26 protein-coding genes are annotated in these 26801 nt (G+C 72.3%); 2 read left to right on the plus strand and 24 right to left on the minus strand.

The features are described 5' to 3' along the window. Positions 1 to 20: 20 nt before the first annotated feature. On the minus strand, positions 21 to 602 hold the full coding sequence (gene pyrR / locus ACZ6N8_RS11030) for a bifunctional pyr operon transcriptional regulator/uracil phosphoribosyltransferase PyrR (RefSeq protein WP_466009254.1): 582 nt from the start codon (positions 600 to 602) through the stop codon (positions 21 to 23). Between the two features lie 289 nt (positions 603 to 891). Between pyrR and bldD the strand changes: the two genes are divergently transcribed. Beyond that, positions 892 to 1380 carry a transcriptional regulator BldD gene (bldD, locus tag ACZ6N8_RS11035; protein ID WP_007458348.1) on the plus strand — a complete coding sequence of 163 codons (489 nt, stop codon included), beginning with the start codon at positions 892 to 894 and terminating at the stop codon, positions 1378 to 1380. Positions 1381 to 1447: 67 nt separating this feature from the next. Here the strand turns inward: bldD and nusB are convergent, their stop codons facing one another. The 5 genes from nusB to ACZ6N8_RS11060 form a co-directional block, all read right to left on the minus strand. Continuing rightward, positions 1448 to 1858, minus strand: coding sequence for a transcription antitermination factor NusB (gene nusB, locus ACZ6N8_RS11040; RefSeq protein WP_466009813.1), 411 nt, complete (start codon positions 1856 to 1858; stop codon positions 1448 to 1450). A 23-nt stretch (positions 1859 to 1881) separates the two neighbouring features. After that, the gene (gene efp / locus ACZ6N8_RS11045) at positions 1882 to 2439 is read right to left on the minus strand and encodes an elongation factor P (RefSeq protein ID WP_007458344.1); all 558 of its coding nucleotides are present in this window, start codon (positions 2437 to 2439) and stop codon (positions 1882 to 1884) included. Between the two features lie 86 nt (positions 2440 to 2525). Continuing rightward, entirely contained in the window at positions 2526 to 2951 is a 426-nt protein-coding gene (aroQ, locus tag ACZ6N8_RS11050) for a type II 3-dehydroquinate dehydratase (protein ID WP_387123467.1), read from the minus strand. Next, positions 2948 to 4027 (minus strand): 3-dehydroquinate synthase, encoded by a 1080-nt coding sequence (aroB, locus tag ACZ6N8_RS11055; protein ID WP_466009256.1) that lies wholly within the window; start codon positions 4025 to 4027, stop codon positions 2948 to 2950. The genes aroQ and aroB overlap by 4 nt, the downstream gene beginning before the upstream one ends. A gap of 10 nt (positions 4028 to 4037) precedes the next feature. After that, a complete protein-coding gene (locus ACZ6N8_RS11060) occupies positions 4038 to 5036 on the minus strand; it encodes a helix-turn-helix transcriptional regulator (RefSeq protein WP_466009258.1) in 999 nt (332 codons plus the stop codon). Between the two features lie 79 nt (positions 5037 to 5115). Between ACZ6N8_RS11060 and ACZ6N8_RS11065 the strand changes: the two genes are divergently transcribed. After that, positions 5116 to 5844, plus strand: coding sequence for an alpha/beta fold hydrolase (locus ACZ6N8_RS11065; protein ID WP_466009260.1), 729 nt, complete (start codon positions 5116 to 5118; stop codon positions 5842 to 5844). A 6-nt stretch (positions 5845 to 5850) separates the two neighbouring features. Here ACZ6N8_RS11065 and ACZ6N8_RS11070 read toward each other — a convergent pair whose 3' ends face one another. From ACZ6N8_RS11070 to ACZ6N8_RS11155, 18 genes are all read right to left on the minus strand, one after another. Then, positions 5851 to 6354, minus strand: coding sequence for a shikimate kinase (locus ACZ6N8_RS11070; protein ID WP_357987559.1), 504 nt, complete (start codon positions 6352 to 6354; stop codon positions 5851 to 5853). After that, entirely contained in the window at positions 6354 to 7532 is a 1179-nt protein-coding gene (gene aroC / locus ACZ6N8_RS11075) for a chorismate synthase (protein ID WP_466009262.1), read from the minus strand. The genes ACZ6N8_RS11070 and aroC overlap by 1 nt, the downstream gene beginning before the upstream one ends. Before the next feature lie 100 nt (positions 7533 to 7632). Beyond that, positions 7633 to 8553 carry a glycosyltransferase family 2 protein gene (locus ACZ6N8_RS11080; RefSeq protein ID WP_466009264.1) on the minus strand — a complete coding sequence of 307 codons (921 nt, stop codon included), beginning with the start codon at positions 8551 to 8553 and terminating at the stop codon, positions 7633 to 7635. Beyond that, a complete protein-coding gene (locus ACZ6N8_RS11085) occupies positions 8550 to 9116 on the minus strand; it encodes a glycosyltransferase (protein WP_466009815.1) in 567 nt (188 codons plus the stop codon). The genes ACZ6N8_RS11080 and ACZ6N8_RS11085 overlap by 4 nt, the downstream gene beginning before the upstream one ends. Positions 9117 to 9220: 104 nt before the next feature. Then, complete coding sequence (locus ACZ6N8_RS11090; protein ID WP_466009266.1) at positions 9221 to 9700, minus strand: UDP-N-acetylglucosamine--LPS N-acetylglucosamine transferase; 480 nt, start codon at positions 9698 to 9700, stop codon at positions 9221 to 9223. Between the two features lie 215 nt (positions 9701 to 9915). After that, positions 9916 to 11178 carry a hypothetical protein gene (locus ACZ6N8_RS11095; protein ID WP_466009268.1) on the minus strand — a complete coding sequence of 421 codons (1263 nt, stop codon included), beginning with the start codon at positions 11176 to 11178 and terminating at the stop codon, positions 9916 to 9918. Continuing rightward, the gene (locus tag ACZ6N8_RS11100; protein WP_466009816.1) at positions 11175 to 12077 is read right to left on the minus strand and encodes a sulfotransferase domain-containing protein; all 903 of its coding nucleotides are present in this window, start codon (positions 12075 to 12077) and stop codon (positions 11175 to 11177) included. The genes ACZ6N8_RS11095 and ACZ6N8_RS11100 overlap by 4 nt, the downstream gene beginning before the upstream one ends. 8 nt (positions 12078 to 12085) lie before the next feature. Next, a complete protein-coding gene (locus ACZ6N8_RS11105; protein ID WP_466009270.1) occupies positions 12086 to 13699 on the minus strand; it encodes a lipopolysaccharide biosynthesis protein in 1614 nt (537 codons plus the stop codon). Beyond that, on the minus strand, positions 13696 to 14982 hold the full coding sequence (locus ACZ6N8_RS11110) for an O-antigen ligase family protein (RefSeq protein ID WP_466009818.1): 1287 nt from the start codon (positions 14980 to 14982) through the stop codon (positions 13696 to 13698). Before ACZ6N8_RS11110 ends, ACZ6N8_RS11105 begins: the two co-directional genes overlap by 4 nt. A 69-nt stretch (positions 14983 to 15051) precedes the next feature. Next, positions 15052 to 16650, minus strand: a complete 1599-nt coding sequence (locus ACZ6N8_RS11115; RefSeq protein WP_466009272.1) for a YveK family protein — start codon at positions 16648 to 16650, stop codon at positions 15052 to 15054. Then, positions 16643 to 17194 (minus strand): DapH/DapD/GlmU-related protein, encoded by a 552-nt coding sequence (locus tag ACZ6N8_RS11120; protein WP_466009273.1) that lies wholly within the window; start codon positions 17192 to 17194, stop codon positions 16643 to 16645. Before ACZ6N8_RS11120 ends, ACZ6N8_RS11115 begins: the two co-directional genes overlap by 8 nt. Positions 17195 to 17290: 96 nt before the next feature. Next, entirely contained in the window at positions 17291 to 19228 is a 1938-nt protein-coding gene (locus ACZ6N8_RS11125; protein ID WP_466009274.1) for a hypothetical protein, read from the minus strand. Positions 19229 to 19450: 222 nt separating this feature from the next. Next, on the minus strand, positions 19451 to 21154 hold the full coding sequence (locus ACZ6N8_RS11130; protein ID WP_466009276.1) for a glycosyl hydrolase: 1704 nt from the start codon (positions 21152 to 21154) through the stop codon (positions 19451 to 19453). A gap of 102 nt (positions 21155 to 21256) precedes the next feature. Continuing rightward, on the minus strand, positions 21257 to 22078 hold the full coding sequence (locus ACZ6N8_RS11135; RefSeq protein WP_466009278.1) for a shikimate dehydrogenase: 822 nt from the start codon (positions 22076 to 22078) through the stop codon (positions 21257 to 21259). Continuing rightward, entirely contained in the window at positions 22078 to 23283 is a 1206-nt protein-coding gene (gene mltG / locus ACZ6N8_RS11140; protein ID WP_466009279.1) for an endolytic transglycosylase MltG, read from the minus strand. Before mltG ends, ACZ6N8_RS11135 begins: the two co-directional genes overlap by 1 nt. Next, entirely contained in the window at positions 23280 to 23741 is a 462-nt protein-coding gene (gene ruvX, locus ACZ6N8_RS11145) for a Holliday junction resolvase RuvX (protein WP_139582390.1), read from the minus strand. Before ruvX ends, mltG begins: the two co-directional genes overlap by 4 nt. Before the next feature lie 72 nt (positions 23742 to 23813). Next, positions 23814 to 26492, minus strand: coding sequence for an alanine--tRNA ligase (gene alaS / locus ACZ6N8_RS11150; RefSeq protein ID WP_466009282.1), 2679 nt, complete (start codon positions 26490 to 26492; stop codon positions 23814 to 23816). Further along, positions 26489 to 26794, minus strand: coding sequence for a hypothetical protein (locus ACZ6N8_RS11155; RefSeq protein WP_357987521.1), 306 nt, complete (start codon positions 26792 to 26794; stop codon positions 26489 to 26491). The genes alaS and ACZ6N8_RS11155 overlap by 4 nt, the downstream gene beginning before the upstream one ends. Between the last annotated feature and the right edge of the window lie 7 nt (positions 26795 to 26801).

The raw sequence follows: 26801 nt of genomic DNA on the forward strand, positions 1-26801 counted from the left end.
CTGCGCCGCACTGCTCGCGCTCACCGCGCACCCCCGTACAACTTGACCTCGTCCGTCCCGTCGGTCTCGGCGAGCGTCACCTTCACGCTCTCGGCGAGCGAGGTCGGGATGTTCTTGCCGACGTAGTCGGCGCGGATCGGCAGCTCCCGGTGCCCGCGGTCGACCAGGACGGCGAGTTGCACGGACGCCGGGCGGCCGACGTCGTTGAGCGCGTCGAGCGCGGCCCGCACGGTGCGGCCGGAGAAGAGCACGTCGTCGACGAGGATGACCCGCTTGCCGTCGATGCCGCCGGTGGGCACCTGGGTCGGGCCGATCGCGCGGGTGGCGTGCCGGCGCAGGTCGTCGCGGTAGAGCGTGATGTCGAGCACACCCACCGGAACGACGACGTCCTCGAAGGTGCTGATCCGGTCGGCGAGCCGCCGAGCGAGAGGCGTACCTCTGGTGGGAATCCCCAGCAGCACCGTGTTGGCGGCGCCCTGGGTCTTCTCCAGGATCTGGTGGGCGATGCGGTCGACCACGCGTTGCACGTCGGCGCTGGCGAGGATCACCTTCACCGAGGGTTGTCGCGGTGGTGACGAACGGGCAGCCGGTGGGTACGCCACGGCGGACCTCCTTCCCCGCCTCACGGGACGGGTCGTTAAAGGATGTCGGGCACCTCCGGCGGACCGCGGGAGCGGACCTGGGCCGGGGCTTCACGCCACGTTACCAGTGGTCACCGGGCCGATGGTCGGCGGCCACTGACCACCGGATCAGGTCGACGAAATGGGGATAACTCCCCCGGTGCTCCCCAACGGTAAGGTCACGACCACTTGACCAGGTGTCGCAATCCCCGTACCGTCACGCTCCGTAGCGATCGACGGGAGAACCCCGAGCAGCACTGGGAGTGTCCGAATGCCCTCTGAATACGCCAAGTCTCTGGGCGCCCGCCTGCGCTCCATCCGCCAGCAGCAGGGTCTGTCCCTGCAGGGCGTGGAGGAGAAGTCGAACGGGCGGTGGAAGGCAGTGGTGGTCGGCTCGTACGAGCGCGGCGACCGGGCCGTGACGGTTTCCCGTCTGGCCGAGCTGGCCGAGTTCTACCGTGTCCCCGTCTCGGAGCTGCTGCCCGACGGCAGTGGTGTCCGTCACGAGCCCACCAGCAAGATCGTCCTGGACCTGGAGCGGCTCTACGACGAGGCCTCCGAGGACCTGGCCTACGTGGCCCGCTACGCCCGCGCGATCCAGCAGCAGCGCGGTGACTACAACGGTCGGGTGCTCTCCATCCGCGCCGACGACCTGCGGGCGCTCGCGATCGTCTACGACGCCTCGCCGTCGGGTCTGATCGAGCGGCTCACCGAGCACGGAGTGCTGGTGGCCGACCCCCGGGCGTTCTTCGCCTCCTGAGCTGTCGCTTCACCCGAAAGGGCCCGTGCCGTACGGCACGGGCCCTTTCGGTGCTGCGGGTGGTGACTCAGCGGGTGGCGTACTCGGCGATCCGGCCGAGCACCCCGTTGAGGAAGCGCGGCGAATCGTCTGTCGACATCTGCCGGGCCAGCTCCACGGCCTCGCTGATCGCCACCGCGTCGTCGATCTCGTCGACGTAGAGCAGCTCGTACACGGCGATCCGGGCGAGGTTGCGGTCGACGACGGGCATCCGCTCCAGGGTCCACCCCTCGGCGTAGCTGGCGATCAGTTCGTCGATCCGGTTGAGGTGCTCGGCGACACCCTCGACCAGGCCGACGGCGTAGCCGAGGTGCTCCGGTCGGGGCTGCTCCATCCGCTGCACGTAACCGGCGAGCACCTCCACCGGAGGCTTGTCCCGCAGGTCGGCCTCGTAGAGGACATCCAGCGCCCGCTTGCGCGCCTTGCGGCGCGCCGGCATCTGCTGCTTGGAACCCTCGGCCATCAGGCGCGGCCGAGGTAACGGCCGTCGCGGGTGTCGACCTTGATCTTCTCGCCGGTGGTGATGAACAGCGGAACCGGCACGGTGGCGCCGGTCTCCACGGTCGCCGGCTTGGTGCCGCCGGTCGAGCGGTCGCCCTGAAGGCCGGGCTCGGTGTAGGTGACCTCCAGCACGACGCTGGTGGGCAGCTCGATGTAGAGCGGCACACCCTCGTGCTGGGCGACTGTCGCCTCCGCCTCGGGCAGCAGGTAGTTGGCTGCCTCGCCGACGGTGCCACCGGGAACGGTGATCTGGTCGAAGGTCTCCAGATCCATGAAGACGAAGTCCTCGCCGTCGGCGTACAGGTACTGCATCGTGCGCTTGTCCACGGTCGCGGTCTCGACCTTGGTGCCCGCGTTGAAGGTCTTGTCGACCACCTTCCCGGACAGCACGTTCTTCAGCGTGGTGCGCACGAAGGCACCACCCTTACCGGGCTTGACGTGCTGGAACTCGACGACGGCCCAGAGCTCGCCGTCAAGGTTGAGTACCAGGCCGTTTTTGAGGTCGTTGGTGGAGGCCATTTCCTGCCTTGATCATCAATTGGCGGACAGACCCTACGAGTCTACTAGCTGCGTCGAATCGGCCCGCCCCCGCTCGGGGCGGCCCTTCAACGGGCGGCCAGATGGTGCAGCGCGAGACGATAACCGTCAATGCCGAGACCGCAGATCACACCGGTCGCCACCGCGGAGACCACCGAATGGTGCCGGAACTCCTCGCGGGCGTGGATGTTGGACAGGTGCACCTCCACCAGCGGCCCGCGCAGCATGGCGCAGGCGTCCCGCACCGCGTACGAGTAGTGCGACCAGGCGGCCGGGTTCAGCACCACGGCGGCCTCCTCGTCGGCCGCGGCGTGCAGCCAGCCGAGCAGTTCGTGTTCGGCGTCGGTCTGCCGGACCGTCACGTCCAGCCCCAACTCCCGGCCGGTCTCCTCGCAGAGCGCCACGAGATCGGCGTAGGTGGTCGAGCCGTACACCGCCGGCTCCCGGGTGCCCAGCCGGCCCAGGTTCGGCCCGTTCAGGACGTACACCCTCATGCGGCCACCGCCTCCCGGTAGGCGGCCTCCAGCAGCGCGTCGTCCGGGCCCTCCAGCATCGCCGGGCGGGCCAGCCCGTCCAGCACCACGAACCGCAGCCGGCTGCCCCGGGCCTTCTTGTCCACCCGCATGACGGCCAGCAGCCGCTCCCAGGCGTCGGCCGGGTAGCTCACCGGCAGACCGAGCGCGGTCAGGGCGTGGCGGTGCCGCTCGGCGGTCGGCGCGTCGAGCCGGCCGGCTAGCCGGGCCAGCGCTGCCGCGTACACCAGGCCGACGGAGACGGCGTGGCCGTGCCGCCAGCGGTAGCCCTCGTTCTGCTCGATGGCGTGCGCGAGGGTGTGCCCGTAGTTGAGCACCTCCCGCAGGCCCGACTCACGCAGGTCGCCGGCGACCACGTCGGCCTTGACCCGGATCGCCCGCTCGATCAGCTCCCGGCTCACCGGCCCCCGGGGATCGGTGGCGGCCGCCGGGTCACCCTCGATCAGGTCCAGGATCACCGGGTCGGCGATGAACCCGCACTTGACCACCTCGGCGAGCCCGGCCGTCAGGTCGACCGCGGGCAGGCTGTCCAGGGTGGCCAGGTCGGCGAGCACCCCGACCGGCGGGTGGAACGCCCCGACCAGGTTCTTGCCGGCGGCCGTGTTGATGCCCGTCTTGCCGCCCACTGCCGCGTCAACCATGCCCAGCAGCGAGGTGGCCACCGGCACCCAGCGCACGCCGCGCAGCCAGCAGGCCGCCACGAAACCGGCCAGGTCGGTCACCGCCCCGCCGCCCACGCCTACCACCGCGTCGGTACGGGTGAAGCCCGCCGCACCGAGCCGGTCCCAGCAGGCGGCGGCCACGTCGATCTGCTTGCCCGACTCGGCGTCGGGCACCTCGATCGGAAGCGGCTCGACGCCGGCCGCGCGCAGCCGCTCGCCGAGCGCGTCCGCCAGGGCCTTGAGCGGGGGCGCGTGCAGCACCGCCGCCCGACTCGCGCCGGGCAGCAGGCCGGGCAGCGCGCCCAGCAGGTCGCGTCCCACAAGCACGTCGTACGGCCGCTCGCCGCCGACCGGGATCCGGGTCACCTCGTCCATCGCCGGCAGCCTAGTCGAGCGGACGGCGTGGTGCGGGTGGCCGCCCACCTGCTGGCCGGGCCGCCCAGTCGGCGAGCAGGCGGGCGTGCTCGGCCACGGCGGCGCGCAGCGCGTCCGGGTGGCGCACGGTGAACGGGCAGCCCAGACCGGCGAGCAGCGCGGCCATCCCGGGCAGGCTCTCGGCCCGGGCCCGCAGCAGCACCCCGTCGGCGGTGGCGGTCAACTCGGCCACGCTCGGCGGGATGCGGCGGCGGGCGGCGACCAGGTCGGTCTCCACCAGCACCTCGACCTCGTGGGTGTACGGCACGCCGGCCAGCGACCGGGTCACCCGGTCCACCGGGTCGAAGCCGTCCGGCACCGTGAACGTCGCAGTGCCGGGGGTGACGGCGCCGACGCGGTCCAGCCGGAACGTGCGGACCTCCCCGCGCCGGTGGTCGTGGCCTGTGACGTACCAGCGGCCGGCGTGGAAGACCAGGCCGTACGGGTCGAGCTCCCGGTGCGTCCGCTCACCGCGCCAGGATCGGTAGTCAAGTGCCACCCGCCGCCGGTGCCGGGCGGCCTCGGCCAGTGCGAGCAGGGTGCCGGACGCGGGCCGGGGCTCCGACCCGGGCGGCCGCAGGGTGAAGCCGAGGTGCTCCTGCACGGCGGTCAGCCGGTCGGCGAGCGCCGCCGGCAGCACCCGGCGGATCTTCGCCAGCGCCGTCGCCGTGGCCGGCTGCTCGGTGGCGAGCCCTACCCGTTCGGCGACGACCAGGCCGAGCAGCACGGCGACCGCCTCGTCGTCGGTGAGCATCAGCGGCGGCAGCTTGAAGCCGGGGTGCAGGCGGTAGCCGCCGTGGCGGCCCCGGTCGGCGGTGACCGGGATGCCCAGCTCGACCAGGGTCGCCGCGTACCGGCGCACGGTCCGCTCGTCGACGCCGAGCCGGCCGGCGAGTTCGCCGGCCGTGGCCCGGTGCCGGGCCTGGAGCAGTTCGAGCAGGGCGAGCACCCGGCCAGCGGGATGGGACACGGAAAACTCCTGGAAACCGGGCGGATGCTGTCCGGTTTCGATCGTACGGTCTGTCGGTAGCCGAGAGAAGGAGCGACAGATGGCGACGTTCGTGCTGGTGCCGGGGTTCTGGTTGGGTGCGTGGGCGTGGCGGGAGGTGACCGGACTGCTGCGCGCGCAGGGGCATGACGTCCACCCGATGACCCTTACCGGGTTGGCCGAGCGCGACCACCTCGCCGGGCCGGAGGTGAGCCTGGAGACGCACACCACCGACATCGTCCGGCTGATCGAGGTCGAGGACCTGCACGACGTGCTGCTGGTCGGGCATTCCGGCGGCGGGATGCCTGTCGCGCAGGCCGCCGACCGCATCCCGGAGCGCGTCGCCCGGGTGGTCTACGTGGAGAGTGGACCGTTGCCGGACGGCACCGCGCAGTTCGACACCGTGCCCCCACCGGAGCAGCAGCGGCTGCGGGAGGCGATCGGCGACGGGCACCTGCTGCCGCCGCCCGCCTGGGATCCGGTGGCCGACCCGAGCAACCTGGCCGGGTTGGACGAGGCGACACTCGCCGTCCTGCGCTCCCGCGCCACCCCGCAGCCGCTGCGCACGGCCACCGATCCGGTCCGGCGCACCGGCGGCCGGCCGGTGCCCACCGCCCTGGTCGCCAGCACCTTCCCGCTCAGCGTGGTGCGCGAGATGATCGACAAGGGCCACCCGTTCTTCACCGGGCTCGCCGATGGTCAGCTGTTCGAGCTGCCCACCGGGCACTGGCCGATGCTCAGCGAACCGAAGGCGCTTGCCGACGTGCTCGACGCGGCCGCCCGCGGCTGAGCCGGGTCAGCGGGGCAGCAGCGCGGCGACCTCGGCGACGACCTGCGCCGGGGTCCGGCCGTCGGTGACCACCGTCTCGGTGGCCACCTCCGCGTAGAGCGGCCGGCGCTGGTCCAGCAGGTGTTTGAGGGTGGCCCGCGGGTTGATCGCCAGCAGGGGTCGGCCGGCACCGAGCCCGACCCGCTTCACGGCGTCGGGCAGCTCCACGGACAGGTGCACCACCCGGTGGCCCACCAGTGCGGCGCGGTTCTCCTCGGCCAGGACCGCGCCACCCCCGAGGGCGAGCACGCCCGTGCCGGCGGCGAGCGCCGCGGCCACGGCGGCCCGCTCCAGGGTACGGAAGTGCGCCTCACCCTCGTCGATGAAGATCTCCGGGATGGGCTTGCCGGCCATCGACTCGATGTCGGCGTCGGTATCGCGGAACTCCACCCCGAGGGTGGCCGCGAGCGCCTGCCCGACAGTGGTCTTGCCGCAGCCCGGCGCGCCGACCAGCACGACGACCGGCGCCATCAGCGGATGACCAGCGCGTCGAGGTAGCCGGCCAGGTTGCGGCGGATCTCGGTGATCGAGTCTCCGCCGAACTTCTCGGTGGCCGCCTCGGCGAGCACCAGCGCCACCATCGCCTCGGCGACGACCGCCGCGGCGGGCACCGCGCAGACGTCCGAGCGCTGGTTGATCGCGGTGGCCGGCTCGCCGGTGGTGACATCCACGGTGGCAAGCGCCCGGTTCAGTGACGAGATCGGCTTCATGGCGGCGCGCACCCGCAGCGGCTCGCCCGTGGTGATGCCGCCCTCCAGCCCGCCGGCGCGGTCGGTGACCCGTCGAACGCCCGTCGCCGACGGAATGATCTCGTCGTGCGCCTCGGAGCCCCGGGAGCGGGCCTGCTGCCAACCGTCGCCGATCTCCACGCCCTTGATCGCCTGGATGGACATCAGCGCGGTGGCCAGCCGGGCGTCGAGCTTGCGGTCCCACTGCACGTGGCTGCCCAGGCCCGGCGGCACCCCGTACGCCAGGACCTCGACCACGCCGCCGAGGGTGTCGGCTGCCTTCTTCGCGGCGTCCACCTCGGCGACCATCAGGGCGCTGGCCTCCGGGTCGAGGCAGCGCAGCGGGTCGGCGTCGATGCGGGCGGCGTCGGCCGGGGTCGGGCGCAGCCCGGGCTTCGCGGCCACCGGGCCCAGCTCGACGACGTGGGAGACGATCTCGATGCCGAGCGCCTGACGGATCAGCGCCTTGGCGACCACGCCGACCGCGACCCGGGCGGCGGTCTCCCGGGCGCTGGCGCGTTCCAGGATCGGGCGGGCGTCGGTGTGGCCGTACTTCTGCATCCCGGCCAGGTCGGCGTGGCCCGGACGGGGACGGGTCAGCGGGGCGTTGCGCGCCTGGCGGGCCAACTCGTCGGGGTCGACGGGGTCGGCGGCCATCACCGTCTGCCACTTCGGCCACTCGGAGTTGCCCACCCGGATGGCGACCGGGCTGCCCAGGGTGACGCCGTGCCGCAGGCCGCCGAGCACCTCGACCTCGTCGCGCTCGAACGACATCCGCGCGCCCCGGCCGTAGCCGAGCCGGCGGCGGGCCAGGTCGTCGGCGATCTCGGTGGTGGTCACCTCGATGCCGGCCGGCACCCCCTCCAGCAGCGCGACGAGGGCGGGACCGTGCGATTCACCTGCAGTCAACCAGCGCAACACAGCGATCAGTCTGTCACGGCCCGCCACCGGCCCGGTGCGCTGCCCGCCGCGTCCCGCCCAGCGGACGCCGGCGCCCGGTCGGCCGGACGCCGGCGGCAGCTCAGATGCCCCGGCCGCGCCTGTGCAGGGTGCGCAGCACCGCGTCCGCGCCGACCACCCGGCCGGCCACCGCGAGGGCCAGGTACGCGCGCGGCTCGCGCGGGTTGCTGCGCAGCGTGCGCCGGGCCCAGCGCACCGCCCCCCGCCGGTCCCCCGAGGCCGCCCGGGCGAACGCGATCTGCCCGGTCACCCGGGCCTCGCCGGCCGGCTGGCCGGCGAACTCCGGATACCGCCGCAGCAGCCACTGCAACGCCTCGGAGATGGTGTCCCACCGCTGCGCGAAGTAGGAGCGCTTGTGCCAGCGGACCAGCACCGAGGGCGTACGCAGGTTGATCAGCGGGGCGCTGCGCGCGGCCCGCAGCAGGAACTCGTAGTCCTCCGCGTAGCTGCCCGGGATCTCCTCGTCGACCAGACCGAAGCCCTCGCGCAGCGCGGTGGCGCGGATCAGGAAGGTGGACGGGTGCAGCTCGGTCATCCGGTCCCGCAGCAGGTCGTCCAGGGTGATCCGGTCCTTGTCGAGCACCCGGTCGACGGTGTTCCCCTCGTAGCTGACCCGGATGCCGCAGCAAACGAACTCGGCGGCCGGGTCGGCGGTCAGGGCGTCGACCTGGGCGGCCAACTTCCCGGGCAGCCACTCGTCGTCGTCGTCGCAGAACGCGACGAGCTGCCCTCCGGCGGCGAGGGTGCCGCTGTTGCGCGCGCCGGCCAGCCCCGGCGTGCGGCAGTTGCGGATCACCCGGACCGCCCGGTCCGGGCCGGCGAGGTCGGCCAGTGACCCGTCGGGGGTGGACTGGTCGAACACCACCACGACCTCGATCGGGCCGGGATACTCCTGGGCCAGGATCGCCCGGATGGCGGAGCGCAGCAGCTCGGGGCGGTCCCGGGTGGGCACCACCACGCTGACGCTCGGCGGCGCGGTCATCGTCGTCCCTCCGTCCGGTCGGATCGTGCCCAGGGCCGCCACCGTGGTGGGCGTCGGGCGGCGCGGGCCACCAGGTCCTCCACGATCTGACCGACCCGCGCCACCGCGGCGCGGCGCGCCTCGTGGGCGTCGGGGTCGGCGGCGACCGCGAACCGGGAGGCGTCGGCCAGCCCGGCGGCCAGCGCGTCGTGCAACTGTTCGCGGGTCTCGCAGAGCGCCACCAGCCCGGCGGCGCCGAGCCGGCGGGCGAAGAGCTGCTGATGGTCGTCGACGTGCTCGCCGCGACCCGGGTCGCGGGGCACCACGATCGGCAGGTGACCGTGCCGGCGTGCCTCCAGGATGGTGGCCGGCCCTCCGTGGCAGACCACCAGGTCGGCGTCGGCCATCTCCTGCTGAAGGGCGTCGTGGCCGAGGAACGGCACGGCGCCGGGCAGGCCGGGTGCCTTCGTGTGCCCGTGCTGGACGGTCAGCCCGACCGCGTCGGCGGCGTCGGCGTGCCACTGGGCCAGCCAGTCGACGAGCCTGTCGAAGGGGTGCTTGTCGGTGCCGACCGCGACAAGCAGCCGGGTCTGCCCGGTGGGCGCGGTGTCGCGCTGGCGGGGCAACCGGGCCGGTTCGGCGGCGGGCCGGGGCGGTTGCGGACGTGGGCTGGTGTCGATCTCCCCGCTCACAGCAGCGCCCCCACGACTATCGCCTCGGGATACTGCCGCCGCTGCTCGTCCCACTGCACGAGCATGGCGGACAGGAACGGCCGGCAGAGGCGGGCGGTGAGCGTCGCGGTGTCGATCCGGTCGTACACCTCGATGTAGACGGTCGGGATGCGCCGCAGCCGGGCCAGCACCACGAACGGCAGGGCCACGCCGGCACCTGTGGTGACCACCGCGGCGACCCGCCGACGCCGCAGTACGCGCCAGGCCAGCAGGGCGTTGCGCAGCAGGTTCGGCACACTGCGGGTGGTCGGGTGGTACGCGGGCACCAGGTCCTCGCCGGCCAGCAGCGACACCGCCTCCGGGGTGTCGAAGGTGACCCAGCAGCGCGGCAGCTTCTCGTACCAGGGCCGCAGGGCGAGCAGTTGGGCCAGATGTCCACCGCTGGAACTGACCAGCAGCAGCACGGGCGGCTCGGACTCGTCGTTGTTCACGTCCACGCGACTCCCCACAAGTTCGCTTGGAATTTCGGTCTACGCCAGGCAGAAGCAGATCACAGGTTCCCCGGTTCGTTGAACAGCGCGACCGGGCGGGCCAGCGATCTCCACCTGGGAATATCGGGGGCGCCGGCCCCCCGAGGTCCATCGATAATCATCACGACCTGCTAGTTTGCCGTCACTCTGCGACACGCCGGCGGTCCGTCGATTTCACCGGATCAACCGCTATGTCGTTTCTCGATGACGTCCAGCAGTGCGGGATGCAGCGCCGCGTTCCAGCCCGCCCCCGCGTGGGCCAACCGCCAGGTCCGCAGCCACATCTCCACCAGGTACGCGTCGGCCACCAGCCGGCGCTGCGCGGAGCCGAGGCCGAGCCGCTCGCCGTGGCGCTCCAGGTGCCCGTCCACCGCCGACGCGGCCGCCGCCGCCGGCTCGCCGCGCAGCACCAGTGCCCGCTGGAAGGCGTCGTGGGCCAGGTCGAACCCGACAGGTACGTCCGGCGCGCTGTGCTCCCAGTCCCAGGCGACCAGCCGGCCGGCGTGCCGGCCCAGGTTCCACGGCACCCAGTCACCGTGCCAGTGACCGAACTCGACGGTGGTGTCACCGTGCCGGCGGCCCAGCGCGGCCACCGCGTCGACGGCCCGCGCGCCGGCCGGCACGGCGTCGGCCGCCCGGTCGGCCTGCGCGGCCAGCCGGGTCAGGAACGGCGAGGAGGCCAGGGGTCGGGGCGTACCGGCGGGACCGCCACGACGGGCGACCGCGAGCAGCGCCGCGATCCGTGGCGGGTCGTCGACAGGCACACCACGGACGTCCGGTGGCAGCGGCTCGATCACCGCGACGACCTGGCCGGCCCACGCTGTCTCGGTGAGCAGCCCCGGCGGCACCGGATGGTCGGCGACACCCGCCGTGTCCCGCACCGCCCGCAGGGCGGCCGCCTCGGCGGTGACAAGCGCCCGCGTCGCGTCGTTCCAGCCGATCTTCGCGTAGCCGCGCGGGCGACCGTCGGCGGTGAACAGTTGCAGGGTGGGTTTGCCGTTCGGGTCCGGCGGGCGGACACCGCAGGCCGCCAGCAGCGGCGCACCGCCCAGCGCGGCGGCGAGCCGCTCGGTCAACAGCAGCTCGGCAGGCGCCGCACCGGACGGCACCGAGACGCTCAACGTCGGAAAGGGCGCCAGACCCACCGCGCCGAACCGGGCCAGCCCGCCCAGCACCGCGCGCAGCGCGCGCACCTTCGGTGGCCGCAACGCGTTGTACGCCAGCAGCGACGCCGCACCGGCCCGGGGCGCGCCCAACGGCACCAGGAACCGCGCCCGGGCCACCGACGGCACCACCGCGTACCGGGCCACCACCCGGTGACCCGCCGGCGGGCTGCCGCCCACGCGCAGGGCGACCCGGTCGTCCGGGAAGACCGCGCGGCTCACCCAGCCCAGCCCGTCCACTCTCGACCGTGGGTCGGTGGCCCCCTCGACCACCGATGTCATGCCGCCCGGTCCGCCCAGTCGAGGTCCAACCCCAACCGCTGACGCAACGCGTCGTTGTACGGGCGGTAGTAGTCGGTCAGCTCGGCGCGCACCGCCGGATCCAGTGGAGCCGAACGCCGATCGTTGTAGACCTTGAAGTTGGGCAGGTCGTACGCGGGCAGCCCGAGGAAGTCCAGGGTGCGCCGGTAGGTCGCGCGGGCGTCGCCGTACAGGTCCTCGCTGGGCAGGAAGAGGATCTGCGAGGTGTCGAACCGCTCCAGCCACGGCTCCAGGTGCTCCAGGTACCGCCCCCGGGCCCGGTACGTGTACCAGTCGTACGCCTCGCTGAACGACTCCGGATCGGCGATCAGCCGTTCCCGCTCCCCCGCCGTGCGCTCCGGTTCGGCGGCCAGCGCGGCGGCGAAGTCCAGCGGCTCGATGCCGTGCGTGCGGCGTTCCTTCCAGTGCGAGTACGCCCGCTCCACCGGGTCGCGCAGGAGCACGATCAGCTTCACCGTGGGCATGAGCGCGGCGACCCGCTGCGCGGCGAGCGGGTGGAACATGTACAGCGGTGCGGCCTCGCCTACCCGGACCGGCCCGCCGTGCCGCCTGGCCAGGGCGTCGCGCTGGCGCTGGGTCGGGAAGTGTGAGCGGTACCAGGCCTCGCCGCGCCCCCAGTGCTCCTCGAAGTAGTGCGCCGACTTGGTGTTCCACGCGGGGAAGAGCCGGGGCACGAGGGGGTGCTGGATGAGGTAGTTCCACAGGGAGGTGGTGCCACCCCGCTTGGTGCCGATGATCAGGAAGTCCGGCAGGGGCCGCCGGTCGCTGGTACGGACCCCGTAGTCCACAAGGGACTCCTTCACCCGGACGGTGACCTGGGTCGGGACCAGCTGCTTCATCCGGTCACGGATGGACGCCACGACGGACCTCACCTGCCTCTCGTCGATGCCGGGGCGGGGCCGGCGGCCGTGGCCGCGTCGCCCCGTCCACGAATCTGTCTCATGGTCAGCCGGATGCCGGCGCGTACCCGGGGCAACGTCAACAAGCCGACGCACGCGGCCGCCAACACGACCAGGGCCACCGCCAGGCCGGGAAGGCCCCGCCCGCCGGCCAGGACGCCGACAGCGGCCGCCACGCCGACACCGGCGAGGGTCACCGCCGCCGCGCGCAGCATCGCGGTGTCGACAAGCGGTTCCCGGACCACCGTGCGGGCGAAGAAGGCGGCGGTCAGGTTCTCGGTGGCGATTCCGGCGGCCCACGCGCCCGCCGCGCCGGTGGCGCCGTGCCCGGGGATCAGCCAGAGGCCCAGCGACACGGTCACGGTGAGCCCGGCGAGCGTGGCCGCCAGATGCAGGCCGCTGCGCCCGCCCATCAGCAGCAGGCTCTGCACGTTGCCCACGCCGGTGTTCACGAGCATCGCCAGCGCGAGCACGGTCATCGCCGGCACGCCCGCGGTGAACTCCGGCCCGAACAGCTGGAGGAACGCCAGCGCGAACACCGCGAGCAGCAGGTACACCGGCCAGGACAGCACCAGCCCCCAGATCGTCAACCGCCTGTGCACCGCCGCGGCGGCGGCCCGCTCGCCACGGCCGAGCAGTCGGGACAACTGCGGTGACACCGCGACCCGCAACCCCTGCATGGCCAGTTGGCCGGCGAGGACGTACCGGCCGACCGCGCCGAACACCCCGGCGTCGGCCGGGCCGGCCAGCACCGAGGTGAGCAGCACGCCCACCCACATGCTGCCCGCGTCGATGGCCGCCGACGCGGCGCGGGGCAGCGCGAAACGCCAGAACGTCGACCAGTCGGTGCGCCCGGGCCGCAACGCCCCGCCACGGCCCAGCCCGAGCGGCCCGGCCACCAGCACGAGACACGCCAGCAGCGCCAGCGCCGCCGGCACCAGCCAGCCGGTCACGCCGGCGAGCAGGCCGCCACCGGCCAGCGCCGCCGCGCCGACAAGCGCCGGTCGGGCGACCGGCAGCAGGAGGAACTGCACAGCCACGTACGCCCGGATGGGTCGTACGCACCGCAGGGCGGCCAGCAGCAGGGTCATGGCCACCACCACCGGCACGGCGGCGAAGGTGAGGGTGAGCAGCGCGCCGCCGTCCGCGCCGGAGCCGCTCAGCAGCCGGGGGGCGAGCACGTCGGCGGCCAGGACACCCGCGGCGGCGACCACGAGGGCGGCCAGCAGCGGCGGGACGAGGGCCACCGGCAGTACCCGGGCCGCGTCCCCCCGGGTGCCGGTACGACGTCGCGGCAGCGCCCACATGAGACCCGTCTCGGCGCCGAGGGTGCAGACGGCGGTGGCCACTGTGACCACACCGATCGCGGCGAAGAACGCGCCGGCGCCCGCCGTGCCGTACTCCCGGGTGATCACCACGGCCAGCACGAAGCCGAACAGACCGCTGGTGGCCGCGCCGAGCAGGCCGGCCACGCCGCTGCGCGCGCTGCGCCGGGTCTCGGCCGCGCCGGCGTCGCCCGCGCCGACAGTGGCTAGCGGCGGCGGCCGGTCCGGGTCGGCGGGCGGCCTGGTCACGGCGGTCACGCCGGCACCCCCACAGGGCGGGCCGGCAGCGGACGCCACCGGGCGGACCGTTCCCGTTCGGTGAGGGCCATCGCGAACGCGACGGCGAAGAACGCGACCGACAGGTTCTGGTTGGCCATGCCGTAGAACGGGATCTGCACCAGGCAGACCACAGGCACCACGGCCAGCCACTGCCCGGCCGCCGACGTCGCCCGCGCGCAGATCACCGCGGCGGCCACGAACCAGGCCAGGAAGCAGAGCAACGCCGGTACGCCGTGACTGAACAGCACCATCCAGAACTGCCCCTGGGTGCCGATCGGCGCCGCCGCGGAGACCGTGTCCACGTTCACCGGTGCGCCGTAGCCCAGCCACGGCGACTCCTGCACCCGGCGGATCACCTCCGTGTAGAGCGAGAGCCGGTCGGTGTTGGTGTCGCTGGAGTCGACCCGCTTGTTGATCAGGTCGGTGATGGGGATGAACAGCGTGGCCAGCGCCCCGATCAGCACCAGCCCGACGATGGACGCGGCGACCCGCACGTTGCCCCGCAGGCTCGCCCGCACCCCGAGCACCGCGAGGCCCGCGCCCAGGCTGAGGAACATCGCCCGGTTGAGGGTGAGGAACGCGGGCGCCAGCGACAGCGGCAGCGACGCCAGCAGCACCCAGCGCAGCGGCCCGCGCGGGCGCAGCATGGCGAAGGCCACCACGCACGGCAGGGTCATCGCGTACGCGCTGCCGTAGTTGTTCGTGTACGCGAAGGGCGCGGCCGGCCGGTAGATCGGGTTGAGCGAGCGGGCGCTGTACTCGGCGGTGGTCAGGTGGACCATGTCCTGGATGAACGGTGTGCCGGCCACCCCACCGGGCAGCAGCACCTCCATCGGGGTGCTCATCGCCAGCCGGGGCGCCAGCACGCCCAGCCAGCCCAGCACGACCAGGCCGAACCAGAACGCGCAGAGCGGGCTGAGCACCGCCACCAGGTCGGCGCGTTCCCGGGCGGCGGCGTGCACGTAGACGCCGACCACCAGCGCGGTCAGGTAGAAGGCCAACCGCAGGGCGAAGGTGAGCAGCGAGGCCGGCGACGCCAACTGGGTGGCGCTGACCACCACGATGGCCAGGAACAGCAGCCAGATGGCGCTCGCCGGCGGCAGCGGCACCCGTCCCCGGGTGAGCAGCAACGCGAGCAGCAACGCCCCCAGCAGCGGCCACCCCAGGTAGAACGCGCCGAGCGCCCACCACAGGGGCACCAGGCCGAACATCAGCGACAGCGGCCAGAGCGGCAGCCGGGGCGGCGGTGGGGGCGGCGACACCGGCCCGCCGACGGCAGGAGAGTCACCTGGCGGCGGCCCGGTCGCCGGTGCGCGGGTGACAGTCACCGGTCAGGCCCGACCGTTGCGGGTGAGGACGAAACCCAGCGGGGTCACCCCTGCGGCGCGCAGCCGCTGCACGAGGCGACGCAGGTCGACCTGGCGGGTGCGGTCCCGCTCGACCACCACCACCGCGCTGCCCTGCCGGGCCACCGCGACGCCGCGCTCGTCGGATTCGGCAGGTGGGGCGTTGAACAGCACAAGCCCGTGGTCGGCGCCCTGCCGCCAGGTGCCGAACCGGACGCCGCCCACCCCCACGCTCACCTCGTCCGGGGCGGCGACCCGGCCGTTCTCGGCCCGGGCGGGCGACGCCCGGGGCAGCGTGAGCGTGGCGTCCGGATCGGTGGACGGGCGGGCGCCCGGCGGGTGCGGGGACGGTCGGCGGGCGGGCACCGTCTCGGCGGCGGCGCCCGGGGTGGCGGGGCTGCCGGCCGGGCGGGGCTTGGGCACGAGCGGCCGGGACGGGTCGATCGGCAACCGCCCCCGGTCGGCGAGCACCGCGGCGCGCAGCCGCTCGGTACGTCCGCTGTCGTCGGCGACGAAGACCTCCCGGCCGTCGACGGCGAGCGCCACCGCGAGCCCGGCGGTGAGCGCGGTGGCGTCCTCCCGGGCGGCGAGCAGCGCCACCCAGGCCGGCTGGCGGACCCGCTCGGCGACCGCCATCGCCACGTACCTGATGTCCGCGTCGACGGCCCGGGGACTGCCCCGCCACGGCGGGCGGCGGACCGTGCCGAGCAGCGGCAGGCCTGTGGCGTCCCGACCGTCGGCGACCGAACGGACCCGCCGGTCGGTCGACTCCCACGCGTACGCCAGCACCACGCCGATCAGGGCGCCACCGAGCAGGCCGGCGACCAGGTAGAGCGGGCGGTGCCCGGTGGAGGTGACCAGGGCGCGCTCGGCGGTCTGCGTGACCCAGCCGGGGTTGATGTCCACGGCGGCGATCTCGGTACGGGCGGCGTTGAGCTGGGTGAGCTGGTTGTTGATCCCGGCCAGTTCGGCCACTGCGGCGTCCCCGGCGGTGGTGTCCTTGGCGGTGCTCGCCCGTTTCTGCACCGCCGCCTGCTGGGCGGCGACCTTCGTGATGCTCGCGTCGTACGAGCGCAGCATCTCGGCGCGCTGCTGCTCGTACATCGTGCGCCGCACGTCCAGGTAGGCGCGGGCGGCCAGGTTGGCGCTCTGCACCGCCCGCTGCGCGTCCTTCGCCTGGTAGCTGAAGCGCAGGATCTGCCCGCCGGTGGGCACCTCGACCTCGAGCGCGTTACGGATGTCGCGCGGGTCGGCGCCGGCCGCGTCGGCGAGCCGCTGCACCACCTCGGTGCCGGTGGCGATGCCGCTCTCCACGTTCATGTTGACCGCCCGGTCGGCGCCCGCGCCGCTGGGGGTGAACGCGTCGGTCACCACCGGACGGACCGCCACCACGGCGTTCGCGGTCATCGCCGCCGGCACCATCAGCACGTAGCCGAGCGCGAGGAGCAGCCCGACCACTGCCACGGCCGTCACCAGCCGCAGCCGGTGCATCGGCACCCGCAGCAGGTCGGTCACCGTGACGGTGCGATCGGCGCCGGCGGCCGGGGCGTCCGTCGACCAGGAGGTGGGAGTCGCGTCAGTCATGGAACTTCTTCACCGTCTGTTGAGGATTGCCGACGACCACGACGCCTGGCGGCACGTCCGTACGGATCACCGACGCCGCGCCCACGACGCTGTCCCGGCCGACGCGTACGCCCTTCATCACCAGCGCATGCGCTCCGACCCACACGTTGTCCTCGAGGACGATGGGGGCGCGGGTGGCCGGGCCGGGAGGCTCGTGCCGCTGCTCCGGTGGCAGGTTGTGGAAGTCGTTGTCGAGCAGCTCGCAGTCGGACAGTAGGCACCTGTCGCCGACGGTCACCGAGGTCCAGGTGCCGATCCAGGTCGCGTTCAACAGACAGTCGGCGCCGATGCGCACCTCGCCGGGTCCGGCGAAGCGGACCAGCTTGTTCAACCGGGTGCGGTCGCCGATTGTCACCCGTACTCCGCGGCGCAGCCGGACCCGGCCCCGGATCTCCACGTCCCGGCCGAGCGTCAGCCGCCGGTAGCGCAGCCTGTACCAGCCACGTTTGACCGCGAAGACCAGGCGCACCGCGTGTCGCGCGCGGATGCCAGCGGCGCCGACCAACCGACCCCTCCCCCACATCGCGGGGCCGGCAGCGGTGGTGCCGCCGCCGACCCAACGTGAACAATCTATCGATCCTCCGTTACGAACCGTAGACCCTTACTGCACGGAGAAGAATGTTGAGGGGGTGGACCAGGACAACTCGGGCGTCGCGAGGGCGAGCACCGTCGCTGCCGTGCCGTCGACCACCGCGCTCGGCGCGGCCGTCGGGTTGAAGGGCACACTACGCAGTGTGCCGTCGGTAGCACCGTAGACGATCCGGCCGGCCACCCACGCCATGCCACGCACCCCGGACCACGGCACGCCTGTCGTCGGCACTGTGAACTCGGTGGCGCCGAGGTAGTTGCCGTCGATCTCGAAGTACCTGTAGTACAGGTTGTTGGCGCCGGTACGGGTGTAGTAGAGCCGGCCGTCGAGGAAGAAGGCGCCGCTCAACACCGCCGGGTTGTACCAGTCGTTGTAGCCGGACGCCTCCCACGGCGCCCCGATCGCCCCTCCGTTGAACAGCGACACGTCGATCCGGCTGCCGGTGGGCGTACCCGCGACCGTGTGCGACCAGTAGATCCGGTCGTCGACCCGCCACGTCGCGCCGGCCGCCGTGTAGGCCGGCTGGCTGACCGTGGTCGGGGTGCCCAGGGTGGTGCCGTCGAACGGCACCCGGGCCACTGTGGCCGCTGCGGTGCTCAGGTAGAGGTTGCCGGTGGTGGCGGTGGGCGGGTTCTTCGGGGTGAACGTCCGTCCACCCGCGAGGGGGAACATGCCGAGCCGACCGTGGTACTCCTCGCCCATGCCATCGGAGTTGTGCCCGAAGTAGAGGCCGTCCGTACCGCGCCAGAGCACCGGCACCGACGAACCCCAACTGCTGGTGCCGGCAGGCATCGAGGCGCTGCCGCTGCGGCGCGGGTTCCAGTTCACCGGCATGCCGGTGGCCGGGGTGACAGCCGCGATGCCGAGCCGGTCGACCGCGCCGGGGCCGGCGACGTCGACGCCGTTGGGGTTGTTCAACCAACGGAAGTGCCCACCGAGGTAGATGACGTTGTCGGCGACCTCGACCGAGGTGATGGTGTCGTTGCCCGTGTAGTCGGCCCAGGTGGCGAGCTGCCCGCTGCCCCGGTTGGCCGTCTCGAACCGGACGAGCGTGTCGCAGTAGGCGGTGGGCCACCCCGAACCGCCGTTGGTGCCGACCACGAACCAGCTGCCGTCCGCGCCGAACTTCACGTCCTGCACGTAGTGCACGAACGTCGACGGGGAGGCGCACGGCGGAACGAACTTCTCCGTGCTCCAGTCGATGAGTGTGGGGGTGGCGGAGACGTCCACAAGCGCCATCTGGTTACGCGGCAGGTCGTTGACGAGCGTGAAGTTGCCGCCGACGGCCAGCGTGTTGCCGTCCGGCGTGACGTCGATGGTCCAGACGTACGAGGTGGTGTTGTGCCGCCCGACCGTGGCGTTGATGGCGAAGGTCGGGTCGATGGCGCCGGTGGTCGCGTTGAGCCGGGCGAGGCCGGCGTGCGCGGTGCCGTTGAGCCAGTTGAACGCGCCGGCCACGTACAGCCAGTTGCCGTGCAGCACGACCTTGCGGACGTTGCCGCCGTCGGAGCGCCCCACCCACGCGTCGATGATCGCGCCGCTGGACGGGTCGAGGGCCACCAGGTTCCTGCGGGACACGCCGTTGACGTTCTTGAAGGCCCCGCCGACGATCAGCGTGCCGCCCGGGCCGGCGACGAGGGTGTTGACCGCGCCGTCGAGCACCGGCAGGAACGTGGTGGACACGGTGCCGGTGGTGCGGTCGTACGCGAAGAGGTAGGGCTGGTTGATCCACGGCGAGCTGGCGGTCTGCCGGAGCTGCGTGAAGCTGCCACCGACGAAGACCGTGTTGCCCACCTGCGCGAACGCCCGGGTTTCACCGTTGCGGGCGTGCGGGGTCGAGTCGGCGGGGTTCGCCGACACGAGGGTCGCCGTCTCCGGGACCGGAACCACAGCCGCCGAGGACACCGAGGGCACACCGAGCACCGCGGCGACGATCGCCAGCGCGACCATCCCCGCCCGAGTACGACGTCGTCCTGCGAAACGCCACATGTGCGGAAGTTTGGGCACGCTGCGCCTCCAAGGTGGATGAGAACCCGAGGTAGCGTCCCTCGCCCACGCTGGGAGGCGCATCCGCCGATTGGGCGGTGCATCGATCAGCAAGATGACAGAACACCTGGGGGTCGGATATGCGATCCGACCAGGCGATGTGCCGTCACCACAAATTCACGATCGTCAGCGGCTCACCCCGGTGGGCTGCCGCAGGTACCCGTCCCGACCGGCCTGGGAGAAGCCTTCCAGCGCCGACGCGTCGTGGTTCATCGTCATGTCACAGGTCGAGGTGCGGGTCGTCATGCCCGGCGAGTTGAAGTAGATGGCCGCCTTGATCTTCGGGTGCGCCTTCAGCGCCGCCGGGAACTCCTGGAACCAGCGCTGCTTGGCGCCCGGGTCGGCGGAGTTGAAGTTGGTGCCGAACTCGGCGAGCATCCGCGGCTTGCCGGCGCCGATGCCGTTCTCGTCCAACCAGCGGTAGAAGCCGCCCACAGTCGTGCTGGGGCTCTTCCACACGGTGCTGCCGTTGCAGACGTGGAAGTTGTACGGGTCGTAGGCCACCCAGTCGACGTAGCGGTCCCCGGGGTAGAGGCCGGCGTACCGGGAGTAGTGACCGGACCAGCCCATCATCGTCCAGACCCATACCGCGTTCGTCGCGCCGGCCTTCGCGAACCGCTCGTACACGTACCGCCAGGCCCTGACGAAATCGGCGTCGCTGCCCTTGCCCGGCTCGTCCTCGGGCTCGTGGTCGAAGCCGAGGAAGACCGGCACCCCGGTGGCGCGGATCCGCCCGGCGACCGCGTCGATCGTCGCGTCCTGCCGGCCACTGTAGACATCCGCCCACTTCAGCGTGGTGCCGGCGGAGAAGTCGCGGGACTCCCAGGCGAAGAACATCAGCCGGCCCTCGCGCATCTGCTGCGTCTCGTACGCGTCAGGGAAGGCGCCGTTGCTGCCGGAGTTGGAGAAGTCGTGGTAGCGGTGCACGATGTCGAACTTCCGGCCGACCTGCGCCTCCACGTCCGTGATCGCCTTGCCGTGGTCCCAGCCGCCGCCCGCGCCGGCGGGTGAGTACATGCCCCACCAGGCGCCGCAGGAGGGCACGAGCTTGGTGGACACCGACCCGCACTTGCCCGTCGGGAGCGTGGTGCTCGCGCTCGGCGTGGGCGTCCCCGTCGGGGCGACTGTCGGTGACGGCTTCGGCGCGGGGGTCGGCGACGCGCTGGGCGTCGGCGAGGGCGCCGGCCGGGTGGTCGTCACCGACGACGGCCGGGCCCCGACGTCGTAGCTGATCACCAGGCTGGGTCGCAGGTCAGGGTTCCGGTTCTCCACCGACGCCCAGTAGATCCGGGTGTCCAGACCGGACTGGGCGAGCGACACCGTCCAGGTGCCGTTGCCGGTGACCAGCTTGGAGACGTCCCACTCGTTGACGCCCTTGGACACACCTGTCACGGTGTCCAGCGCGGCGCCGGCGGACGCCAGGGCCGGGCGCGCCTCGCGGGCGCTCAGCGGCGAGGCGTGCGCCGTCACCGTCGCGGCGAACTGCTGCCAGGCGTGCAGCCGCAGCGTCGCCCGCACGTTGACCGCGGCGGCCGGCACGGTGGTCACCGCGAACTCGATGACCGCCTCACGGCCACCACGCGGGTTACCGTCGCAGCGCGTCGGGCAGGTGGCCACTGTCGTCTTGGCGGCGTTGTCGCCGTCCTGCGCCACCGCCGTGGCGGTGGTGTCCGCCACCGCCTGGATCGACAGCTCATCACTTGCCAACAGCGGCATCATGGTCGCCACGATGCCCGCCACCACCGAGCCGCCGACCACCCCGATCGCGATGGCCTTGCGCCGGGGACCGTTGCGGAGCCGGGTGATGCGGTGCAGTCCGTGCCTGGTCAAGGAGTACTCCCTGTGTCTGCTGCGGTAACCGTGAGCAGCGTATCGATGACCAGGGCAGGTCGTGGGCAGGACAGTTTTCCGTAAGCGCGTCTTAACTGTCCGCTAAGGAAGGCGTCGGCCCAGCGCGGCACGCATCGCCTCGACCGGGGCGCGCACGCCTGTGAACTGCTCGAACTGGCCTGCGGCCTGCGCCAGCAGCAGGTCCAGCCCGGACACCACCCGCAGGCCGGCGGCGAGCGCGGACGAGGCAAGCGGCGTCGGCCACGGGTCGTACAGCGCGTCGAAGAACACCGCGTCGGGCCGCCAGTGCGCCTCGTCGGCGAGCGGGTCGGCCACGCCCTTCGGCACCGTCGAGACGACCACGTCGGCCGCGAGGTGCTCCGAGGCGTCGGCCCAGGCGCCGGCGCTCAGCGACACACCCACCGCCGCCGACACCGGCCGCAACTCGTCGACCGCCTCGGCGCGGCGGGCCACCACGGTGACCGAGGAGCAGCTCAACTGTGCGGCGGCGGCGAGCGCGGCGCGTGCCGTGCCCCCCGCGCCGAGCACCGTCACCGTGGCGCCGGGCACCACCCCGGCCTCGTCGAGCACGTGCACCATGCCGGCGACGTCGGTGTTGTCCGCGTACCAGGAGCCGTCCGGACGGCGTACCAACGTGTTGGCCGCGCCGACGGCGGCGGCGACCGGCGACGCGGCGTCGGCCACGGCGAGCGCCGCCTCCTTGCCCGGCATGGTCACCGACAGCCCGGCCCACTCCGGGCCCAGGCCGGCGACCAGATCCGGCAGCTCCGCGGCCGCGCACTCGATCCGGGAGTACGACCAGCCGGTCAGCCCCGCGGCGGCGTAGCCGGCGGTGTGGATCACCGGGGAGAGCGAGTGCGCGATGGGCTTGCCCAGCACCGCCGCCCGCCGTCGGAGCGTCATCAGATGATGCCGGCCTCGCGGGCCTTTGCCTCGTTGCGCTGGTGCTGCTCGTAGTCCTCCGCGAAGGCCGAGTGGCCCTGCTTGTCGATCGCCACGAAGTAGAGCCACTTGCCCACCGGCGGGTCCATCGCCCCTTCCAGTGCCTGCTTACCCGGGTTGTTGATCGGGGTGGGGACCAGTCCCCGCAGCTTGCGGTTGTACGGGTTCTTCGGGTCGTCCAGCTCCGACGCCGTCATCTGCGCGGACGTCTTGGTCGGCTTGCCGATCGACTCCAGGTAGTAGTTGACGGTGACGTCCATCTCCAGGCAGTTGCAGTTGAACTCGCCGTACACCCGGTTGTAGGCCACCCGGGCGACCTTGCCGAGGTCGTCCTTGTTGCCGGCCTCGGCCTGAGCCAGCGAGGCCACGATCAACGCCTCGTACGGGCTGACGCCGCCCCGCTCCTTCTGCACCCGGCCGGCGAACTTCATCTCACCTGTCACCGAGAGGAAGTTGTCCACCATGAGCTTGAGGATGCTCTCCGCGGTGGCCTTCGGCGGGATCTCGTACGTGTCCGGGTAGAGGAACCCCTCGACGGACTTGACGACCTTCTTGCCGTCCTCGCGCGTGAACCACCAGTCCGGAACACCGAGCGCCTCGGGGTCCTTGGCGGCGGCCTCGAACTCCTTCACCGGGATCTTGGTCTTCTCGGAGAGCAGCTTGTAGATGTTCTTGCTGGTCCGACCCTCGGGGATGGTGATCCCGTTGACGATCTTGTTCTTGAGGTCGAGCATCGCGGTGACCGCGCTCGCGCCGCTCATCTGCTTGCGCAGCTTGTACGTGCCCGGCTGGATGTTCTTGCTGCGCGAGTTGGCCTCGGCGGCCTCGATGAACGCCTTCTGGCTCTTCACCACGTCGGCGGCGACCAGGGCATCGGCCATGTCGGCAAGCAACGCGCCGTTCTTGATCTCGACGGTGATCTCACCGGTGCCCGAGCCATCGTAGTCGGGGGTCACGAAGTAGTTCTGGATCCGGTCGAAACCGTAGAACGCCCCGCCGCCGATGCCGCCCAGCAGGAACAGGGCCAACAGCAGCGCCAGGAACGTCTTGCCCCGGCCGCCGCCCGAACCGCCCTTGCCCTTGCGCTTCTGCACGAAGCCCCGCCGGTGCCGGCCCTTCTCCCCCCGCTCCGGCTCGTCGAACCCAAGGTCCAGATCGTCGATCATTGCGTCCGCCTCCGCTGCGCATCCAGCCAGCTCTGCAGGATCTCCACCGCGGCCGCCTGGTCGACAACCGCACGTTGACGTTTACCTCGGACGCCACGCTCGGCAAGCCTACGAGAAGCGACCACGGTCGACATCCTCTCGTCAGTGAGCGTTACCGGGACGGGCGCTATCACATCGACCAGTCGGTCAGCGTACGCCTTCACATGGACAGCCGCGGGGCCGTGCCTGCCGGCGAGGTTGACCGGAAGGCCGACCACCACCTCGACAGCTTCGTGCTCGGCCACCAGCGCGGCCAGTTCGGCGAGGTCACTGGGCACGGCGTCCGGGGCCGCCGTGAGATCGCGGGCCAGGGTCACCAGGGGCGTCGCCAGGATCCCGTCCGGATCCGAGCGGGAGATGCCCACCCGCACCTGCCCGACGTCCACCCCGATGCGCACACCACGCGTCAGCTCAGCCACCGAGGGTCACCCCCGGGGACCTACGAACCAGGGCGGACCGAACGGTCCGCCCCGGTCGCCCGATGTCGCTGTTCACGCCCCGGTGATCGCCTTCTCTACGGTGAGCAGCAGCTTGGGCGCCTCCGCGGCCGGCAGACCGCCACCCTGGGCGAGATCGGGGCTACCCCCGCCGCGCCCGGAGAACGCCGCCTTCACCAGATCCGAGGCGGCCAGGCCCCGGCCCCGCGCGGCCTGGTTCACCGCCACCACCAGCGACGCCTTGCCGTTCGCCCGAGCCGCCACCGCGACCACCGCCGGCCGTGCCGGGTCGATCTTGCCGCGGATCTCCTGGGCGAGGGTCCGCACATCGTTACCGGCCGCGCCCTCCGGCGCCTCGGTGCCGACGTACGCCACGCCGCCCACGTCCTTGGCCTGCGCCGCGAGCGCCGACGCCCCACCCAGCACCAGCTGGGCGCGGAGCTTCTCCAGCTCCTTCTCCGCGTCGCGCAGCTGGGTGACGGTCTGCTCCACCCGGTCGGCGACCTGCTCGCTGGGCACCCGGTACAACTCGGCCAGCCGGGAGACCAACAGGTGCTCGCGGGCCAGGAAGCTGAACGCGTCCATCCCGACGAGCGCCTCGACCCGACGGACACCGGAGCCGATGGACGACTCGGAGAGGATCTTCACGAGGCCGAGCTGGGCCGAACGGGCCACGTGCGTGCCACCGCACAGCTCCCGCGCATAGTCACCCACCTCGACCACCCGCACCTCGTCGCCGTACTTCTCGCCGAAGAGCGCCATCGCGCCGATCCGCCGCGCCTCCTCCAGCGAGGTGATGAAGGCGTGCACCTCCAGGTCGGCCAGGAGCACCTCGTTGACCTGCTGCTCCACATCGCGCAACACAGTCGGCGACACCCCCGTCGGGGTGTTGAAGTCGAACCGCAGCCGGCCCGGCGCGTTCAACGAACCCGCCTGGGTCGCCGACTCGCCCAGGAAGTTCCGCATGGTCTGGTGCACCAGGTGGGTGGCCGTGTGCGACCGCGAGATCGCCCGGCGGCGGGTGGTGTCGATCTCCGCGTAGCCGGTCTCGCCCGCGCGCACCTCACCCCGGATCACCCGGGCCCGGTGCACGATCAGGCCCGGCACCGGCTGCTGCACGTCGAGCACCTCGACCTGACCGCCACCAACGGTGATCATGCCCTGGTCGGGCTGCTGGCCACCGCCCTCGGCGTAGAACGGGGTCGTGTCGAGCACCAGCTCGACGGTCTCGCCCTCGGTCGCCGCCGCGCGCGGCCCGTCCGCGCCGAGCAGCGCCCGCACCGTCGCCTCGCGGGCCACCTCGGCGTACCCGGTGAACGTCACCGGACCACCCGAGTCGAGCACCGACCGGTACGCCGACACGTCGGTGTGCCCGGTCTTGCGCGCCTGCGCGTCGGCCTTCGCCCGCGTCCGCTGGTCGGCCATCAGCCGGCGGAAACCCTCGTCGTCGACCTTGAGGCCCTGCTCGGCGGCGATCTCCAGGGTCAGGTCGATCGGGAAGCCGTACGTGTCGTGCAACTGGAACGCCTTCGCGCCGGACAGCGCCGTGCCACCCGACGTCCGGGTCTCCGCGATCGCCGTGTCCAGGATCGTCGTCCCCGCCCGCAGGGTGGACAGGAACGCCTCCTCCTCCGCGTACGCGTACTGCGAGATCCGGTCGAAGTCGGTAGCCAACTCCGGGTACGACGGCGCCATGCAGTCCCGCGCCACCGGCAGCAGCTCGGGCAGCGCCCGGTCCTGCCAGCCGAGCAGCCGGATCGAGCGGATCGCCCGGCGCATGATCCGCCGCAGCACGTACCCGCGGCCCTCGTTGCTCGGGGTCACCCCGTCGCCGATCAGCATCAGCGCCGTGCGCACGTGGTCGGCGACGACCCTCAGCCGCACGTCGTCCGGGTGCGACTCGCTCGCCACATGACCGGAGTGCGCGCCGTACCGCTTGCCGGTCAGCTCGGCCGCCCGGGCCAGGATCGGCCGGACCTCGTCGATCTCGTACAGGTTGTCGACACCCTGCAGGATCGAGGCCATCCGCTCCAGGCCCATGCCGGTGTCGATGTTCTTCGCCGGCAGGTCACCCAGGATCGGGTAGTCCTCCTTGCTGGTGCCCGGACCCCGCTCGAACTGCATGAAGACGAGGTTCCAGAACTCCATGTAGCGGTCCTCGTCGACCGCCGGGCCGCCCTCGCGGCCGTACTCGGGACCCCTGTCGTAGAACAGCTCCGAGGACGGGCCGCACGGCCCGGGGATGCCCATCGACCAGAAGTTGTCAGCCTTGCCGCGGCGCACGATCCGGTCCGCCGGCACACCGATCGAGCGCCAGATCTCGAACGCCTCGTCGTCGTCGAGGTAGATCGACGGCCAGATCCGCTCCGGGTCCAGGCCGTACCCGCCCTGGTCCAGAGGCTTGGTGATCAACTCCCAGGCGAGCGGGATCGCCCCCTCCTTGAAGTAGTCACCGAAGGAGAAGTTGCCGTTCATCTGGAAGAACGTCCCGTGCCGGCTGGTCTTGCCGACCTCGTCGATGTCCGGCGTACGCAGGCACTTCTGCACGCTTACCGCCCGCTGGTACGGCGGCGCCTGCTGACCCAGGAAGTAGGGGACGAACTGCACCATACCGGCGTTGACGAACAGCAGGTTCGGGTCGCTGATGGCGGGCAGCGGAGCGGACGGCACCACGGCGTGGCCGTTCGCCTCGAAGTGCGCGAGGTACCGCCGCTTGATCTCCGCCGTCTTCATCGCTGGTGTTCCTCCGGAAAGATGTGTCGATCGCCGATCCGCGGGTCCTCCCGCAGCTCGGCGAACTTGTCGTCGAACGCCTCGCCCTGGGCGAACGCCTGGTGGATCTCCTGCTCGCGCTCGGCCATCCCGATGCGAACGTCCTCCACGAAGCTACGCAGCGACTCGACCAGCCCGCCAGCGGATTCCGACAACGAGCTGGCCATGCCGGCCGGGGTGTACGCCTGCGCGGTCTTGGTCGCCTTGCGGACCACCACGACGCCAACGGCGAGCCCGATGCCGAGCCAGAACAACCGCCTCATGTCTTGC

This window comes from Micromonospora sp. NPDC047521 (assembly GCF_055587305.1).

What these genes read in the sequence shown, in the direction of transcription:
- mltG (WP_466009279.1), bottom strand. Translation starts at nt 23,283, where the DNA reads ATGATCGACGATCTGGACCTTGGGTTCGACGAGCCGGAGCGGGGGGAG.
- ACZ6N8_RS11125 (WP_466009274.1), bottom strand. Translation starts at nt 19,228, where the DNA reads ATGGTCGCGCTGGCGATCGTCGCCGCGGTGCTCGGTGTGCCCTCGGTG.
- efp (WP_007458344.1), bottom strand. Translation starts at nt 2,439, where the DNA reads ATGGCCTCCACCAACGACCTCAAAAACGGCCTGGTACTCAACCTTGAC.
- nusB (WP_466009813.1), bottom strand. Translation starts at nt 1,858, where the DNA reads ATGCCGGCGCGCCGCAAGGCGCGCAAGCGGGCGCTGGATGTCCTCTAC.
- ACZ6N8_RS11135 (WP_466009278.1), bottom strand. Translation starts at nt 22,078, where the DNA reads ATGACGCTCCGACGGCGGGCGGCGGTGCTGGGCAAGCCCATCGCGCAC.
- ACZ6N8_RS11115 (WP_466009272.1), bottom strand. Translation starts at nt 16,650, where the DNA reads ATGACTGACGCGACTCCCACCTCCTGGTCGACGGACGCCCCGGCCGCC.
- aroQ (WP_387123467.1), bottom strand. Translation starts at nt 2,951, where the DNA reads ATGAGGGTGTACGTCCTGAACGGGCCGAACCTGGGCCGGCTGGGCACC.
- aroB (WP_466009256.1), bottom strand. Translation starts at nt 4,027, where the DNA reads ATGGACGAGGTGACCCGGATCCCGGTCGGCGGCGAGCGGCCGTACGAC.
- ACZ6N8_RS11065 (WP_466009260.1), top strand. Translation starts at nt 5,116, where the DNA reads ATGGCGACGTTCGTGCTGGTGCCGGGGTTCTGGTTGGGTGCGTGGGCG.
- ACZ6N8_RS11070 (WP_357987559.1), bottom strand. Translation starts at nt 6,354, where the DNA reads ATGGCGCCGGTCGTCGTGCTGGTCGGCGCGCCGGGCTGCGGCAAGACC.
- bldD (WP_007458348.1), top strand. Translation starts at nt 892, where the DNA reads ATGCCCTCTGAATACGCCAAGTCTCTGGGCGCCCGCCTGCGCTCCATC.
- ACZ6N8_RS11155 (WP_357987521.1), bottom strand. Translation starts at nt 26,794, where the DNA reads ATGAGGCGGTTGTTCTGGCTCGGCATCGGGCTCGCCGTTGGCGTCGTG.
- alaS (WP_466009282.1), bottom strand. Translation starts at nt 26,492, where the DNA reads ATGAAGACGGCGGAGATCAAGCGGCGGTACCTCGCGCACTTCGAGGCG.
- ACZ6N8_RS11080 (WP_466009264.1), bottom strand. Translation starts at nt 8,553, where the DNA reads ATGACCGCGCCGCCGAGCGTCAGCGTGGTGGTGCCCACCCGGGACCGC.
- ACZ6N8_RS11095 (WP_466009268.1), bottom strand. Translation starts at nt 11,178, where the DNA reads ATGACATCGGTGGTCGAGGGGGCCACCGACCCACGGTCGAGAGTGGAC.